13 protein-coding genes are annotated in these 15,852 nt (G+C 44.5%); all 13 read right to left on the bottom strand.

Annotated features, from left to right (window positions below; genetic code table 11):
- Window positions 1-102: 102 nt before the first annotated feature.
- Window positions 103-2,391, bottom strand: coding sequence for a cellulose-binding protein (locus AB5123_RS01660; protein ID WP_368364480.1), 2,289 nt, complete (start codon window positions 2,389-2,391; stop codon window positions 103-105).
- A gap of 177 nt (window positions 2,392-2,568) precedes the next feature.
- Window positions 2,569-4,779 (bottom strand): alpha-galactosidase, encoded by a 2,211-nt coding sequence (locus AB5123_RS01655; protein ID WP_368364491.1) that lies wholly within the window; start codon window positions 4,777-4,779, stop codon window positions 2,569-2,571.
- A 229-nt stretch (window positions 4,780-5,008) separates the two neighbouring features.
- Window positions 5,009-5,704, bottom strand: a complete 696-nt coding sequence (gene rplA, locus AB5123_RS01650; RefSeq protein WP_022287003.1) for a 50S ribosomal protein L1 — start codon at window positions 5,702-5,704, stop codon at window positions 5,009-5,011.
- Between the two features lie 104 nt (window positions 5,705-5,808).
- Window positions 5,809-6,234 (bottom strand): 50S ribosomal protein L11, encoded by a 426-nt coding sequence (gene rplK, locus AB5123_RS01645; RefSeq protein WP_117877709.1) that lies wholly within the window; start codon window positions 6,232-6,234, stop codon window positions 5,809-5,811.
- A 139-nt stretch (window positions 6,235-6,373) separates the two neighbouring features.
- Window positions 6,374-6,904, bottom strand: coding sequence for a transcription termination/antitermination protein NusG (nusG, locus tag AB5123_RS01640; protein WP_038672647.1), 531 nt, complete (start codon window positions 6,902-6,904; stop codon window positions 6,374-6,376).
- A 44-nt stretch (window positions 6,905-6,948) separates the two neighbouring features.
- The gene (secE, locus tag AB5123_RS01635) at window positions 6,949-7,203 is read right to left on the bottom strand and encodes a preprotein translocase subunit SecE (protein WP_022287006.1); all 255 of its coding nucleotides are present in this window, start codon (window positions 7,201-7,203) and stop codon (window positions 6,949-6,951) included.
- Between the two features lie 21 nt (window positions 7,204-7,224).
- Window positions 7,225-7,374, bottom strand: a complete 150-nt coding sequence (rpmG, locus tag AB5123_RS01630; RefSeq protein ID WP_002848320.1) for a 50S ribosomal protein L33 — start codon at window positions 7,372-7,374, stop codon at window positions 7,225-7,227.
- A gap of 624 nt (window positions 7,375-7,998) precedes the next feature.
- Window positions 7,999-8,646 carry an HAD family phosphatase gene (locus tag AB5123_RS01625; protein WP_287214328.1) on the bottom strand — a complete coding sequence of 216 codons (648 nt, stop codon included), beginning with the start codon at window positions 8,644-8,646 and terminating at the stop codon, window positions 7,999-8,001.
- 12 nt (window positions 8,647-8,658) lie between these two features.
- Window positions 8,659-9,543: a YitT family protein gene (locus AB5123_RS01620; RefSeq protein WP_337777876.1), complete on the bottom strand. Its 885-nt coding sequence runs from the start codon at window positions 9,541-9,543 to the stop codon at window positions 8,659-8,661.
- A gap of 70 nt (window positions 9,544-9,613) precedes the next feature.
- Window positions 9,614-11,182, bottom strand: coding sequence for a cardiolipin synthase (gene cls / locus AB5123_RS01615; RefSeq protein WP_368364479.1), 1,569 nt, complete (start codon window positions 11,180-11,182; stop codon window positions 9,614-9,616).
- A gap of 590 nt (window positions 11,183-11,772) precedes the next feature.
- Window positions 11,773-12,969, bottom strand: coding sequence for a glycoside hydrolase family 5 protein (locus tag AB5123_RS01610; RefSeq protein ID WP_051706761.1), 1,197 nt, complete (start codon window positions 12,967-12,969; stop codon window positions 11,773-11,775).
- 323 nt (window positions 12,970-13,292) lie between these two features.
- A complete protein-coding gene (locus tag AB5123_RS01605) occupies window positions 13,293-14,540 on the bottom strand; it encodes an SGNH/GDSL hydrolase family protein (protein WP_195220618.1) in 1,248 nt (415 codons plus the stop codon).
- Between the two features lie 112 nt (window positions 14,541-14,652).
- Complete coding sequence (locus AB5123_RS01600; protein ID WP_022287011.1) at window positions 14,653-15,795, bottom strand: ABC transporter ATP-binding protein; 1,143 nt, start codon at window positions 15,793-15,795, stop codon at window positions 14,653-14,655.
- Window positions 15,796-15,852 lie beyond the last annotated feature (57 nt).

Below are 15,852 nucleotides of genomic sequence, written 5' to 3'. Positions count from 1 at the left end.
ATTTTATTCACTTATACAATGTGCAGAAATGCTTTGCATTCGGGCAAAGACAAAAACAGAGCGGCACTATCTGCACCGCTCTGTTCGCTATATTATAATGTATTACTGCTTAACGTTTCCCATAATGATACCACGTCCGTCAGTGCCTACATAAACTCTGCCGTATACCTTAGGGTCGCCGCTGATTATCTTTCTAACGTTGCCCCACTTCTGTGTGTCATCATTGATACGCTTCCATGTTACTCCCTTGTCGGCTGACATATAAATGCCGTAACCATCGCCATTTGCTTCGCCCATCATGTAAAGAGCCATATAGTCGCCGTCTTTTTCAGCTTTGCCAATGCCAATAGCATCGCACAGTGTAACGTCCTGAGATGTAGGAGCGAGAGTGCCTGTTGATGAGTCAAGATAGTAAACTCCGCCCGCACCTACAGGTATCCAAAGGTCGCCCTCTGTATCAGGACAAGCTTTCATTGATGTTGCTGAAACCAGCATATTTGCTATAGGACTGAAAGTTTTTCCGCCGTCTGTACTCATATAGAACGTTCCGTCATATGAGCCGTAGAACTTATCAGGATTTACCTTATCTGTTTCAATAACTGCACCGGCAGGAAGTCCCTCGCAGGTAGTCCATGTTTTGCCAAAGTCGCTTGTTACTGCCGCAGCAACGCCTGTTGTGCCGCTCTGATAGAAAATGGTCTTGCCGTCAGCGGAAAGCTTAGCTGTGCCGCCTGCTTTTTTCTCAACACCCTCCGGGAGTGTTTCCACTGCCTGCCAAGTTTCGGCTGCGTCTGTTGAATAGTAAACTGAGCCGTCGCCATCGTCTGTCGCTCTTACTACTATCTTATAATCCTGTGCCGCACAATCTATAGAGGTCGCCTTGAAGTCGCCATAATGCTCCTGCGGAGCTTTTGTTACATCATCATGGCGGAAGCCGTAAAGGTCACCCATTGTGGAATAAAGCTCAGGAGTACCCTCGCCATTATCGAGAGGTGAAACGAAGTCAAAGATAGCTGTCATTTCAATGCCCATTGCCTTTACGCTTATGTCAACAGGCTCGTCCTTTATCTTTGAAAGATTTGATGTGCCGAAGATAGTTGCACCTGTTGTGTAAAGAACCTCATCTGGGTTGAACGGGTTGATAGCAACACCTGTCATCCACCAGCCCGGCTTGAGCTGTCCCTGCCAATCCAGCCAAGGAGCATTGCTTATATCGAGATTAAAGTTGTTTACCTCTTTGCCGTTCTCGTCACTGCCCCAAATGCCGTTCCAAGTTTCGCCTCCGTCATAGGAAACGAAAAGGTTGTCGAAGTATGCCCAAAGGTCAAGAGTTGTGCATACTATCATGTTAGGGTCGTTAGGGTTTACTGAGATACCATTGTAACCGCAAGTATAAGATCTCTCAGGAGTTATCTCTGTCCACTCGCCTGTTTTAAGGTTATACTTCTGAACTGCTCCGTCAGAAGCACCGTTTGGTCCTACCTTATAAGACCATGTTGAATAGAGATATCCGTCAGAAGATATCTCGCCCTGACAAGGCTTGAGCTTCTCGGTCTTGTCGCCTGTAGCCTCAGACTTTGGATTAGGGATAGCTGTCCATGTTTCGCCTGCGTCATCAGAACGATAGAGATAATCCCCCTGTGTTCCTGCTGAGCCAACGATTATTGTCTTTGTTGCCTGACCTTTTTCAGAGCTTGATTTATCGAATGCCACGAATGTAAGTCCGATAGAATATCCGTCTTCAGTATATCCGCCCTTTGTAGGGAATGAAGTGACCTCGTTCCATGTTGCGCCATAGTCTGTGGACTTCCAAAGTCCGTCAGCTCTTGAGCCGAAGTAAAGTATAGAGTTATCGTTAGGGTCTACCTGAAGTCTTTCACCACAGCCTCTTCCGACCTCGTTACCGCCCATGCCGAAAGGCATTTCGCAGATAGTCCAGTTCTTGCCGTAATCGTCAGAAGCAAATATTGCACCATTGTTTGTGGAGTATGTACCAGCCGCAAGATAAACTCTGTTTGGCTCAACAGGGTCAGTTGCAAGGCTCTCTGTTCCGTTATAGTTCCAATCGTCGCCACCAAAGCAATCTGTTATGCACTCCCAGCGCTGAGTATCCTTATTATACTTATAAGCGCCGCCCATGTCTGTTCTGGCGTAGATAAGCCCCTCCTCAGTAGGGTTATAGATGACGTCAGGGATAAAACCACCGTCAACTATCTCGACATTTCCCCACTCCCAGCCAGTGTCAACAGGCTGAGCGTTGTAATACTCCTTCTTAGCGTCGCCCTTGCTGTCAGAGCCGCTGGAGGAATCGTTCTTTTTTGAGCAGCCTGCGAAAGCTGTCACTGTAAGGGCGGCGGCACAAGCCACTGCCATTAGCTTTTTTAACCTCATAAAAATTCTCCTTATAAGTTGTATTCGTTTACATCTCTGTGTTATTTAAAGGCGGAAGATCTCCGCCTTTAAAATTTGAACTTATTTCACAATTATTGTACTACAATATCTTCAAATTGTCAATAGTCTTTTGTGTATTTATCTAAACTTACCACAACTTTGATAAACGCTTTGCTCTTACACCTTTATAAAATGAAGTATCTTTGAGCAGAAGTCGCCGTAAAGTCCGTCGCCGTTCCACATCTTTGCGATATTGATGCCTGCATTCATGAGTGCCGCACCTGAAATCTTCTTGTCAGGCTCGTTCTCCTCATAATAGTAAGCGTCAGCTTCAAGACCTTTGAGCTTGATACGTCTTGATCTTTCGTTTGGTCTGCCAAGCACCTGAACGAATTCAAAGAGTGCTTCGCTCTTGTCCTTTGCAACGAACTCCCAAGCGTCCCAGGTGTTGTCCTCGAACATATTGCCTATTCTGTAGTGGTCGCCTGTTCTTACAAGCTTGTTGAACTTGTTGAACTCCTCTATCTGTGCTGGGATAGCGTCCCTGTCCTCCTGCGGTATCCTTGTTACGTCAAGCTCATAGCCGAACGTACCTACCATAGCAACGTGACCTCTTGTCTTGAAAGGAGTGTTTCTGCCGACTGTGTGGTTTGGGCAATCGGAAACGTGCGCACCCATTGCTGAGCATGGATAGCACATTGAAGTGCCGTGCTGTATCTTCAGTCTTTCGATAGCGTCTGTATCATCAGAGCACCATATCTGTGGACTGTAGTAAAGCATACCGGGATCAAATCTTGCTCCGCCGCCTGAGCAGTTCTCCAGCAGGATATGAGGATAATCTGTTGTAAGTCTGTCCATAAGGTCATAAACACCGAGGACGTATCTGTGCCAAAGCTCTCTCTGTCTTTCAGCAGGCAGGGTAGCCGAGCCGACCTCTGTAAGCTGTCTGTTCATATCCCACTTGATGTACTCGATATTCGCACTGTCGAGTATCTTCTTCATCATGCCGTAAACATGATCTCTGACTTCTTTTCTTGAATAGTCGAGAACATACTGCTCTCTGCAAAGTGTCAGAGGTCTGCCCTTTATCTGGATAGCCCAGTCTGGGTGAGCCTTATAAAGCTCAGAGTCAGGGGATATCATTTCAGGCTCGAACCAAATGCCGAACTTCATGCCAAGCTTATTTACCTCGTCAACAAGATATTTAAGACCGCCCTTGAGTTTCTTTTCATAAACGAACCAATCGCCCAGTGATGAGTTATCAGAATCTCTATGACCGAACCAACCGTCGTCCATAACAAGCATTTCTATACCAAGCTTTGAAGCTTCCTTAGCGATATCTATAAGCTTGTCTGTATTGAAGTTAAAGTAAGTAGCTTCCCAGTTGTTAATGAGTATCGGACGTCTTTTATCCTTATACTCGCCCCTGATAAGGTTGTTTCTATAGAGGTCATGGAAAGTTCTTGACATTTTGCCTATACCCTCGTCAGAGTGCACCATTACTACTTCAGGACAGGTGAAGCTTTCGCCCTTTTCCAGAAGCCACTCGAAGTCAAGAGGATTTATACCCATAAGAAAACGAGTTTTCTTATGCTGAGTAACTTCTGCCTGAGCATAGAAGTTTCCAGAGTAAACAAAGTTGAAACCGAACACCTCGCCCTTATCCTCGTCAGCGTTATTGTCGCAAAGAGCAACGAACGGATTGTTCTGATGTGATGATTCGCCCCTGCAGGAATCAACAAGCTGTTTACCATGGTGAAGTCTGCATCTTTCAACAGCTCTTTCTCTAGCCCATGAGCCGTTGAGGGTTATCATATCCATTTTGTCTGTATCAAAATCAACGCAAGCTGAAAGCGCTCTTGTTATCTTGAACGGCTTTTCGCTCTTGTTTGTGATAACAGCGGAACGTGTGATAACGTCAAGCTTATCGAAAGCTGTGTAGATAAGAACGACTTCGATATCAGCATACTTATCATACATTGTTATCTCGAGAGTTGAACAACCGCTTTCCTCAGTAGCGAAAGTAGCAGGCAGACCCTCAAGCTTTGGCTTGCCCTCATACATTTTATGAGAAACATATCTCAGGTCGCAGGTCGACATACCGTTAGCGTCCATTATTTTGAAAGCAGACTCTCTGTAGTCGCCAAGACCGAAGCATGGATATTCAAAAGGCAGTGTATCCATAAAGCTTGCTCTGTCACGGTCGTTAGTGGCAGGGGTAAAAGGGCTTTCGTCAAGACGGAGAAGATAAGTCAGATCCTCGTCAGGAACTTTATTTCCATAGTAAACGTGAGCGAGGTAGCCCTCCTCGCAGACCTTCATCATATAGTCTGTATTATTGGCTCTCAGCTTGAAAGCCTTATCTTTTTCGTTATAAAAGATATTGATAATTATCACTCCTTGCAAAAATCTGAACCTTACGGCTCAATTGATATTATAACACATAAAAAAAATAATGCAACAGGGTAAAACGATTACTTTGAAAATTATTTTGTTAATTTTTCTTGATAATGCAAATATTTGAACACGGGTGGTTCAAATTGTGGGAATATATAAAAAAGGGACTTATGCGTTTAGCACAAGTCCCTTAAAAATTCAATATTTATCTGTTATCAGATTAGTTGCCGTACTTAGCAGTGCTGATCTTGATACCAGGGCCCATTGTAGAAGCTACAACTACGCTCTTAAGGTACTGACCCTTAGCAGCGGCTGGCTTAGCCTTTACAACAGCGTTGATAAGTGTGTTGAAGTTCTGCTCGAGCTTCTCAACACCGAATGAAGCCTTACCGATAGGGCAGTGAATGATGTTTGTCTTATCAAGACGATACTCGATCTTACCAGCCTTAGCCTCTGTAACAGCCTTAGCTACGTCTGGAGTAACAGTTCCTGCCTTTGGGTTTGGCATAAGTCCTCTAGGTCCGAGGATCTTACCAAGACGTCCTACAACACCCATCATGTCAGGTGAAGCAACTACAACGTCGAAATCCATCCAGTTTTCCTTTGTGATCTTCTCAACGAGATCCATGCCGCCAACATAGTCAGCGCCTGCTGCCTTAGCAGCCTCGTACTTGTCTTCCTTACAGAATACGCAAACTCTTACAGTCTTACCAGTTCCGTTTGGAAGTACAACAGCACCTCTTACCTGCTGATCAGCGTGTCTTGAGTCAACACCCAGACGAATGTGAAGCTCGATAGTTTCATCGAACTTTGCCTTAGCACCCTTAGCTGCAAGTTCCAGAGCCTCAGGAGCGTCATATTGCTTAGCCTTGTCGATAGCCTTGAAGCTGTCAACATACTTCTTGCCATGTTTCATTAATATTTCCTCCTCATTAAGTGGTAATACCGACAGTGGATATCTAGTCGGTTAGCGGAAAATTCCTCCCACCATTGCCGTGCATGAATGCACAGTACGATTGATTAGTCCTCAACTACAACGCCCATTGAACGGCATGTACCAGCGATCATGCTCATAGCACTCTCGAGGTTTGCTGCGTTCAGGTCAGGCATCTTCTGCTCAGCGATCTTCTGAAGCTGCTCTTTTGTGATAGTTGCGACCTTAGTCTTGTTAGGAACACCGGAACCTGACTCGATCTTGCAAGCCTTCTTGATGAGAACTGCTGCCGGAGGAGTCTTGGTGATGAATGTGAATGATCTGTCTGCGTAAACTGTGATAACAACAGGGATGATAAGACCGATATCGTTCTTAGTTCTCTCGTTAAAATCCTTTGTGAACGCCATGATGTTTACACCGTGCTGACCAAGAGCTGGACCAACCGGTGGTGCAGGAGTTGCCTTTCCTGCTGGAATCTGAAGCTTAATATAGCCTACTACCTTCTGTGCCATTTGTTCGCACCTCCATAATTAAGTGGTAAGGCGAGCGCCATACGCTCTCCCACGTTTCCGGAAGCCGTATATCCGAACCGTCATTGACGGCTTTGCTTCCATTTTCACGAATGTTTGCGGAGTTTTACCGCCTTTTTCCTTATTCCTCAGACTTTATCTGTGTCAGCGGCATAGTAACAGTTGTTTCTCTGCCCAGCATAGATACTCTGACGTCTGCCGTCTGTGCTTCCATATCGAATTTCTCCACAACTCCTGTGAAGCCCTCGAATGAACCGGCTGTTACAACGACGTTGTCGCCTTCCTTGAAGCCGACCTGAACGTTAGCGCTTCTCTGTGTGTCAACACCCAGCGCAGCGACCTCTTTATCGGTCAGCGGAACAGGCTTTGACGCAGGACCAACGAAGCCCGTAACGCCTCTGGTATTTCTAACGATATACCATGAATCGTCTGTAAGCACCATTTTTACAAGCACATAGCTTGGAAAAAGCTTTCTGTCGCCCTTGTCGATCTTATTGCCCTTTACTTCGGTAACTTCCTCCATTGGGATCATTACCTCAGGGATCAGATCCTGAAGGTTTCGGTTTTCAACAACCTTTTCAATATTGCTTTTTACCTTATTCTCATAACCTGAATAAGTGTGAACAACATACCACTTTGCTTCTTCTGACATGTTTCTTACCTCCATATTGATGTTGTCAAAACCGCTGTGACGGCTTAGCCGCCGATTTTAAGGATAGCCTTGATAGCTGCACCCAGACCTGAATCAACTCCGAAAAGGAACAGAGCCATAACGACCATTACCGAGAGAACAACTCCCGTATTCTTAGTCACCTGCTGTCTTGTAGGCCAAACGACCTTTTTCATTTCAGCTTTAAGCTCTCTGAAATATTTTCTTATTCCGCCTTTTTTCTTCTGATCCTTGCCGGTATCCTTTTTTGAAGACTTAGTAACATCTGTTTTTTTAGCCATTAGAAATAGCTCCTTTCAATATTACTTAGTCTCTTTGTGAAGAGTGTGTTTCTTACAGAACTTGCAATACTTGTTCATTTCAAGTCTGTCAGGGTCATTCTTCTTGTTCTTCTTAGTGTTGTAGTTTCTCTGCTTACACTCAGTACAAGCAAGTGTAATTTTTACTCTCATTTCGGCACCTCCTGACGAAATTTATACCCCGCAAGAACATTCAGGGTACGTCTGCCTCCCTCATACGTTTTCACGCAAGCTGTCACACAGCCCTGAGGTAACTTATGCTTTTTCACGCTCAAAAAAGAGCGCAAAAAAATAGACCTCATAAAGAGGTACTACAATTATAACATCTGTGTTCTTCTTTGTCAATCATTTGTCAAAGAATTTTATTAATTTTTTGTAAATTTTATTGTTTGTCGAGTGAGGAATGAGGAATTATGGTATCGCCTTGCGGCGATGTTTATTTTTCTTCGGGCAAATTTGCCATGCCGCAAAATCGCTACGCTCTTTGCGGATTTACATTTACTTAGAGATAGGGTAGGCGGTGCAGATTTTTGCTCCGATATTACCTTTATTTGATATCAGACTTTTGCGTGCTTTTTCTAATTAAATCTGCACCGCTTGGTCGGCTTACGCCGATTGAGGCTCTGCCTCAATCTCCGCTTAGGGCTTTGCCCTAAGAACCCACAAGCCCTCTAACGCCGGGCTTGAGCCTGCGTTTTATCTTTCGCTCTGCTTGGTGCTGGGGGCACAGCTCTGGTCAGCTATGCCCATTCCTCATTCCTAATTCCTCATTCCTCATTAAACCGGAAACTCTCCGTCCTCCACGGTCGCATCAGCGATCTCTCTCATCTCGTCCCAGTCATGCGAGTAATGGTCATTCAAGCAAGCCACAGCAAAGAACCCACCTGCTTTCGCTCCCTTTATGCCCTCAACGATATCCTCATAAACCACGCAAGCCTTTGCTTCAAGCCCCAGTTTCTCAGCCGCCAGCTCATAAACATCAGGAAAACCCTTTCCCCTCTCCACCTGTTCTGTAGACACGAAGCAATCAAATTGATCCAAAATGCCGTTTCTCTTTAGCACAGGCTTATAAAGCTCCTCAGTTGAAGCGGTCGCCAATGCTATCTGCCTGCCCTGTTCCTTAAGCTTTCGCACATACTCCCCTGCGTTTCCGCAAAGCTCGATAACGTTGGTATACTCATACACCGCCATATCGAACCATTCTTTCATTATATCCTGAATGTTCTCACCCAGAGAAAATCTATCGTTTGTATAAACAGCCGCCTGCTCGAAATTCATTGCAGACACCTGCTTGAAATAGTCCTCAGGCACTTTTATCCCACGCTTGCCGAGAAATTCCTCGTCTATCTTTGACCAAACGTGATTTGATCTTGTCAGAGTGCCGTCCAAGTCGAAAATGTGTCCCTTAAAATCTTTTATGTCCATTGTAATGTCCTTTCAGAAGTATTCGTCAGAGAGCCTGAAACCCTCGCCTATTATCTCGCTCACGTCACCCACAAGCACGAAAGCCTTTTCGTCAGTTTCCGCTGTTATTCTGCGAACGTCCGTTATCCTGCGTTTTCTCACTGCGCAAAGTATAAGATCTCTGTCCTCTCCCGTGTATCCCGTTCGGGCTTTTATGACCGTACACCCCAAGTTGCCCTCATTAAGAAGCCTATGGAGTATTTTATCTGCGGCAGGACTTATTATCAGCGCAAGCTTTCCTCTGTCGCCACCGTAGAGTATCATATCCAGTGTTTTTGAGAACACCCACAGCGTAAAGAACGAATACAGTGCGTTGTCGATACTGCCGAAAACAAAACCGCTGAGCACACATATCACACCATCTGCAAGCATAAAGATCTGTCCTGCCGCCATGTAGGGCTTTTTCCTTTTGATAAGCTTTGCAGCGATATCAGTTCCGCCTGTTGTTCCACCTGAACGAAAAACTATCCCACAGCCTGCGCCCAACAGAATACCGCCTGCTATTGCGCTGAGAAAAATATCATTTGTGGGTGGTGTAAAAAGCGTACACATATCCGCTGTCAGACCCGAAACTGCAATAGCTACGACAGTTCCCACAAGGAAACGCCAGCCGAACACATAAAGGCTAACCGCCAACAAAGGAAGATTTATCGCCATTGTAAGCGAGCCGACACCAAGAGGCAGAAATCTTGACAACATGACAGCAAGCCCCGAAGCACCTCCGGGGGCAATTTCGTTAGGGCTTAAAACCAGTCCCACGCTCACGCCATATATGACCGCACCGAGAAGCAAGAGAGGATAGTCCACTCTGGCCTTTGCAGATCTTTCTGCCGAAAACAATTTATTCAGAAGTATCATAAAAGCCCTCCAAGCTATGCAAAAGCAAAGATAGGCTTATTTTTCCCCTGATACCTCGTAAAATACATTTTTACAAAAGAGGCGCAATGGTCCTGAGAATGACCGACATGAACCTTGACCAGAAGCTGCGGTTATTTATATCGTCATGTGTTATTCTATGACAGCGGTTTTCAAACATATCGTCAAAGTCCGCTTTTATATCCTTTATACAACTTGTTTTGTACATATAAGTTGCACACTCAAAATGGAGATACAAGCTTCTGTAGTCGAGATTTATAGTACCCACCACGGCCGACTTATCGTCCGAGAGGAACATTTTGGCGTGGTTAAAGCCGCCTTTATACTCATAGACTTTTACACCCAGCGTTTCAAGATCTCTGTAGAAAGACCTTGTTATAACGCTCACATACCATTTATCAGGTATCTCAGGAGTGATTATCCTAACATCAACACCGCTTTTTGCCGCATAGCCCAGGACGGTGAGCATTTCGTTGTCAGGAATAAGATACGGGGTAGAGATATAGATATAATCCTTGGCATTGTTTATCATACCCATATAGACAAGCTCGCCCACATTCTCGTCATCGAGAGGGGAGTCGCCGTAGGGGATAACATAGCCGTTGTTCACAACGTTTTTTACAGTTGGGCGGTACATATTATACTCAGTTTTATCACCTGAGATGACCTCCCACATTTGCAGAAACATCATGGTAAAATTCCAAACGCCGTCGCCCTTTAGCATAACGGCGGTATCTTTCCAATGACCGAAACGCTCCTTGCGGTTTATATACTCGTCGGCGATATTAACGCCCCCGTTGAAAGCCACGTTGCCGTCGATAACGAGAATTTTTCTATGGTCACGATTATTCTGTATAGTAGAAAGCATAGGGCGGAAAGGATTGAAAACAAGGCATTTTACCCCTTGGTCGGTAAGCTTTTTCTTATATCTGAAAGGCAAAGTGAACTGAGAGCCCATGCCGTCATAAAGAAGTCTTACCTCCACGCCTGCCTTAGCTTTTTCAAGAAGTATCTTAACTATCTCACGCCACATTTCACCGTCGTCGATAATAAAATACTCCATAAAGATAAACTCCTGAGCTTTCTGAAGCTCCTCAAGCATAGCCTTATACTTATCTTCGCCAAGGGGAAAATAAGTGACCTCCGTATTACCGCAGACAGGGTAGCCCCCCGACTTATCCACATAGTTTGCAAGCTTATAAAAATCAGGCTCACTTTCATGGAGATAGCTCATTATCTGTTTATTTGTTTTAAGAAAAGGTCTTGTATTGGCGGATTTCTTAGCATAAAGGTTTCTGACCTTTCTTGTTGAAAACTGATTTTTGAATAATATATAAAGCACCACCGTAAAGATAGGCACGATAACAAGGGGTACTATCCACGCCAATTTATAGGCAGGGTTCTCGCTGCTGTTAAGGATATAGATAGCAAGCACGATAGCCACAGTAGAAAAAACGATATGCAGATAGGCATAATGCACAGCGAAGCTTTGGAAGATGATAAAAATGAAAATAAGCTGCAATGCAAGAAGCAGAATAATAGTGGTTTTCTGTGAGAATATCATATTTATAAGTTTTTTCGGTTTTTTCTTTTGTATTTTTTCGCTTATCTTTTCCGCCACATTATCCGCCTGCCTTTCTGAAAATAGTGATACACAACTGATTATAACATTTATTTTTGATTTTTGCAATACGCAAAAATGCAGTTAATCCGCCCTGATTTCACGAATTTCTGTGACAATGACACAACTTTTGTTATCTTATTGTTGACAACAATTTGCGAAACAACGCACGAACAATGCAGGGGCGAACAGTGTTCGCCCGTTTAGTTCACCCACATGGTTTATGGAAACTCAAACCTCGCAACTCCCCGAAGCGGGACGTCGAGGGCGCCGTCCCCTACAATTGCGCTATGGCTTGCCGTGCCGCAAAATCGCTGTCGCTCTTTGCGGATTTACATTGCGCTATGGGAGAGAAACAAAGCGGTGCAGAGTTTTTGCTCCGACACCGCTTTGTTTTGTTCTTTACTTTTATATGCTTTTTCGCTTTTTTCTGCACCGCTTGTAGGCTTTCGCCTATTGAGGCTCTGCTTCAAGCTCTGACAGGGCTTTGCCCTGTACCTTTTGCTCGCTTCGCTCGGTTCTGAATTTTACTTCATGCTTGGTCTTTACTCTGGTCAGCTATGCCCATTCCTCACTCCCACTTATAACCCTCACTTAATGCGCTCTACAATATACTCCTCTCCACTCACCGCTCTATGCAAAGCGTCCAGCAGTCCCTCTTCCTGCCAAGTGAGATCAGTTCTATCAAACACTCCGCCGTCGTCCCACAAGAATGCCGGTATGCCAATGTCATGTGTGAGCTTCGTAAAGTACTCGTCAAAAAACACTCTGTCCACCTCGTCATTGCCCTTGCAGTTTCCATACTCTCCCACAATAACAGGTATGCCATTATCCACAAATGTAGTTTTAAGCTTATTCACGTTATTGACCATTGTCTTTATCTCAGGCTCAGTTCCCCAGTTATACTGATTTGTGCAAACGCAGAACTCCCAAGGCGTATAATAATGCACCGAAACTATGCACCTATTTTCAGGGTCATCGGGCATTTTGAAAAGTTTTGAGCAGGTCTTTTCCACGTCCGTCCAATAGCCTGCTATCAAAAGATGCCTTTTCGGATTGTTTCCGCCCTGTTTCCTTATAAGGTCAACAAAGTCCTGATTTATCTTGTTGAGCAGTTCGTAAGCCTGATTTGTTCCCATATCGTCAAAGCCCACCTCATTCATGGACTCGAAAATAAGCTTATCAGAATAGTTCTCAAACCTCTTTGCTATCTGCGTCCAGATCTTGTTATACTTTTTTGAAAAGTTTTCGTAATCAGCCTCGGCTTCCGTTCTTATCCATGCACCGAAGTCAGGGTCACCGCCACCGTCATGATGAACGTTTATGATAACATAGAAATCTCTGTCATAAGCATAATCAACGACTTCTTCAACTCTGTTCATCCAGTCCTCGTCTATGGTGTAATCGTCAGACAGGTGGTCACGCCATGTGATAGGTATTCTCACTGCGTTGAAGCCGTCCTTTTTGAGCTGGTCGAAAATTTCGGGAGTAGTTTTCACATTTCCCCACAGGGTTTCGTCAACTTTCTCTGAATTTTCGTCCACCTGACCGTCACCGTCACGGTCGGCGTTGCACACGTCAAGGGAGTTGCCCAAATTCCAGCACAAATTCATTTCTTTCACAAGGTCCATAGAAGAAATATCACGCATCTCGCCTTTTTCCGTAACGTGGGAGCTTCCGACATTTTCAGCCTTTGAAGAGCTGTCTGTATTTCCACAGGAAGCGAACACTCCCGCCGCCATTACAACGGCAGAAGCCGCCGCAAATATTCTTTTCATTTTTATCATAGATATCACCTTTCCGCTATCTGCCATACAAGTTCATATTTTCATATAAGATCAAGTATACAAAGACATTTTCCACTTATGTATCTTTACACAAGTCATTATAGCACCAAAATATAAATAAATTAAAAATGAACAGGGGATAATTTCTTTATTTGCGTATTAATTCAAATTCTTGTATACACTCACAAATCGAAGCCTTCTTATTTGTACATAACGCCACATAAATACACACAAAAAACAGGCAGACGGCTTTCCAGAGCAAGCCGTTCCCACAGCCGCTAAAAAACCATCTGCCTTATTATTTTTGCTAAAATTTCAAACAGCTATTCAGTATAGCCAAAGGCAAGCACTTCTCCATGCTTATCCTCATCGCCTGCCGCCATTGATATTTCAACGGTATAGTTAGTTGCTTCAGGCATCATGGCGATATTCTGTATCTGAGCATTTCCCCAGCCTGACGGACTTATGGTATCGTAATCGCTTTCGTCATACACCTCTCCGTCTGCTGTTACCTTAACATGAAGCTTGCCGAACTCGCCCTGCTTCACCTCTTTGTATATCATGTACAAGAATTTTTTGTCCTTGAACTCGAATACGATAGGGCTGTTATCTCCGGTGTTGTCGTAAGTCCAGCCATTTGTGAAGCTTGCGATAGTAGAGCCTTCCTTCCAACTTCCAAGGCTTGTTGGCGTAAGGCTGTCGCCCTCATACATATGAGCGTCCACCTCTCGTGGAGAGAAAACAGTGTCTGTCGGCATAACATAATCGCCCTCTGGCGCAACGTCCATAACAGTGTCAAAATAGTAGTCCACCATTGAAGCCACAAGCTTGTGACCCTCAGTGTTAGGGTGTGACTGATCGTCAGAGAAATCTTTCCAAGTCATTCTGTTGTTTGCGAAAAGATATCTTAGTGCGTCACAGTATGATATCATCGGCAGGTGATAAAACTCGCCTATCTGCTTCATATAATCCTGAGCAGAATGATCGTTTTCTGTCACCGAGAACAGCAGAACAGGAGTGATATTCTTCTGCAAAAGCGTTCTGACTATGGACTCGTAAGCGTTCTGATAGTCAGTCTCAGTGCCGTCATTTACTGCAAATTCGATAAAGCATATGTCAGGCTCATAAGCCAGCACATCTCTGTCGAGCCTGAGTATTCCAAGCTTAGACGGCGTACCGCTAAGACCTGCGTTCACATACTGAACGTTATCCCCCGTACCGAATTTCTGTGCAAAATAATCATAAGTGAGCTTAGCATAACAGCCCTCTGCACCGGCAGAAATACCCTCAGTGATAGAGCCGCCAAGATACGCCACAGTGACCTTTTCGCCTGACTGTGCTTTCTTTATAACATTCTGCATCATAGAAGTGTTGCCGTATGACACCATAGCCTTGTCATACATAGCCTGCGTCCACTCCTCGTCAGTTTCAGGCATTTTTTCGACCTGCGAGCTTGAAGACTCCGCTTTGCTTTCAGCCTTTGAGCTGTCCGCATTATTTCCGCAGCCTGCAAAAGCCGCTCCGCACATAGCAACACTCACAAGCACTGCCAACAATTTTTTTGTATCCATTATTTGTACCTTTCTAATCTATGATAACGAAATCGGTTTCACACCGCATATAACACAAAAAGTACGGACAAAGCCGTACTTTTTGGTTATATCAATATGATAAAAATTCTTATTAGTTAAGAACTGCCTTCTCAGTTTCCTTATCGAAGATATGGATTCTGTTAGGATCGATAGCGACCTTAAGCTCATCCTGTGGACGAACGTCAGAACGAGGTGAAACTCTAGCTGTGAGCTGGATACCCTCGCAGTTGAGGTACAGATATGTTTCAGCACCCATCATTTCAGTTACTTCAACAGTTGTGTTGATAACGCCTGTTGTAGCCTGAGCGAGGAATGCAGGCTCATCGTGGATACACTCTGGACGAACGCCAAGAACAACTTCCTGATCAACCAGTGGCTCAAGAACTTCAGGATCTACCTTAGACTCTGGAACTGTTACCTGATACTTAACGCCTCTTGTTGTCTTTGTATCCTCAGAACCGAACTCAACAACATACTTGCCGTCTACCTTGAGAAGCTTAGCGTCGATGAAGTTCATCTGTGGTGAACCAATGAATCCTGCAACGAACTGGTTTACTGGATCGTTGTAAAGATTTGTTGGTGTGTCGATCTGCTGAATGTAACCGTCCTTCATAACTACGATACGGTCACCCATTGTCATAGCCTCTGTCTGGTCATGAGTTACATAGATGAATGTAGTACCGAGCTTCTTATGGAGCTTAGAGATCTCAGTTCTCATCTGTGCTCTCAGTTTAGCATCGAGGTTTGAAAGAGGCTCGTCAAGAAGGAATACCTGTGGCTCACGAACGATAGCTCTACCGAGGGCTACACGCTGTCTCTGACCACCGGAGAGAGCCTTTGGCTTTCTGTCAAGAAGGTGAGCGATGTCAAGTATTCTTGCTGCTTCCTCTACCTTTCTTGCGATCTCGTCCTTTGGTACCTTTCTGAGCTTCAGACCGAATGCCATGTTCTCAAATACTGTCATGTGAGGATACAGAGCGTAGTTCTGGAATACCATTGCGATATCTCTATCCTTAGGAGCGATGTCGTTTACAAGTCTGTCGCCGATGTAAAGCTCACCTTCACTGATCTCTTCAAGACCTGCGATCATTCTAAGTGTTGTAGACTTACCACAACCAGAAGGACCTACGAGGATGATAAACTCCTTATCCTTGATCTCAATGTTGAAGTCTGAAACAGCGATAACGCCGCCTGCATACTTCTTATAAATTTCCCTTAATGATACACTTGCCATTAAAAAAGGACCTCCCTATTTGAATTTTACTAATATCCTAATTAGCTATGCTTTTAT

The organism is Ruminococcus sp. RTP21204st1_B2_RTP21204_210225, assembly GCF_040914135.1.
Lineage (GTDB): Bacteria > Bacillota > Clostridia > Oscillospirales > Ruminococcaceae > Hominimerdicola > Hominimerdicola aceti.
Note: the sequence above shows the minus strand (reverse complement) of the source record. Positions and strands in the feature narration are given on the sequence as shown.